Origin of the sequence: Cellulomonas septica (assembly GCF_012396155.1) — a bacterium.
Taxonomy (GTDB): Bacteria; Actinomycetota; Actinomycetes; order Actinomycetales; family Cellulomonadaceae; genus Cellulomonas; species Cellulomonas septica.
Genome location: NZ_JAAXOY010000865.1, coordinates 1 through 1,156, shown reverse-complemented (window position 1 = coordinate 1,156; position 1,156 = coordinate 1). Strand labels below are relative to the sequence as shown.

Annotated in this window: 1 protein-coding gene; it reads right to left on the bottom strand. The window is 75.6% G+C overall.

Annotated elements, in window-relative coordinates:
* Positions 1-1,156 (bottom strand): DUF349 domain-containing protein (locus HGA02_RS19880; RefSeq protein WP_168681147.1); only part of this gene is annotated, 1,156 nt, incomplete at both ends.

Below are 1,156 nucleotides of genomic sequence, written 5' to 3'. Positions count from 1 at the left end.
TGCTCGAGCTGCGCCGCCGCACCCTCGGCACGCGCGCGCGTCTCGGGGTTGGTGCGGCGCCACTGCGCCTGCTCCGCGTCACGGATCGCGGACTCGACCGCCCGCAGCCGGCCCTCGACCCGCTGGATGTCGGCGCGCGGCACCTTGCCCGCGGCCTCCCAGCGGTCCTGGATCGAGCGGATCGCCTGCTTGGCGGCGTTGAGGTCGCGCACCGGGAGCAGGGCCTCGGCCTCGACCAGCAGCGCCTCCTTGACGTCGAGGTTCGCGCGGAACTCCGTGTCCGTCGCGGCCGAGTGCGCGTCGCGCGCCGCGAAGAACGCGTCCTGCGCGGCCCGGAACCGGGCCCACAGGGCGTCGTCGTCCGCGCGGCTCGCGCGACCCGCGGCCTTCCACCGCGTCATGAGGTCGCGGAACGCACCCGCCGTCGGCCCCCAGTCGGTGCTGTCCTGCAGCTTCTCCGCCTCGGCGACGAGCTGCTCCTTCGCGGCCTTCGCACCCGCGTTGCGCGCCTCGAGCTCGGCGAAGAAGTGCCGGCGCTCACGGTCGAACGTCGTGCGCGCGTGGCTGAACCGCTTCCAGAGCGACTCCTCCGTCGGACGGTCCAGACGCGGGCCGCTGCGCTGCGCGGTCTTCCACTCCTCGAGGAGCGTGCGCAGCTGCTCGCCGGCCGGGCGCCACTGGATCCGCGCCGGGTCCGTGCCGGCGATCTTCTCCGCCTGCTCGACGATCGCCGTGCGGGCTTCGAGCGCCGCCTGCCGTGCCGCCTGCCGCTCCGCGTCCGCCGCAGCCCGACGCTCGGCGGCGACGCCGCGCAGCGACTCCAGGCGCTCGCGCAGCCCGTCCAGGTCGCCGACCGCCGCCGGCTCCTTGAGCTCCTCCGTGAGGCGCGTGAGCGTCTGGTCGATCTCCTTGACCGACAGGTCGGTCGCCTGGAGCCGCGCCTCGAACAGCGTGACCTTCGCCTGGAGGTCCAGGTACCGGCGCACGTAGAGCGCGAGCGCCTCCTCGCTGGAGGCGCCCGGGAACTGCCCGACCACGCGCTCGCCCGCGGCCTCGCGGACCGACACCGTGCCGTCCGCGTCGACCGAGCCGAACGTCGCGGCGTGGGCGGCCTCCGCGCTGTCGTCGGGGGCCGGGACCGGGGCCGGTTCGGGAG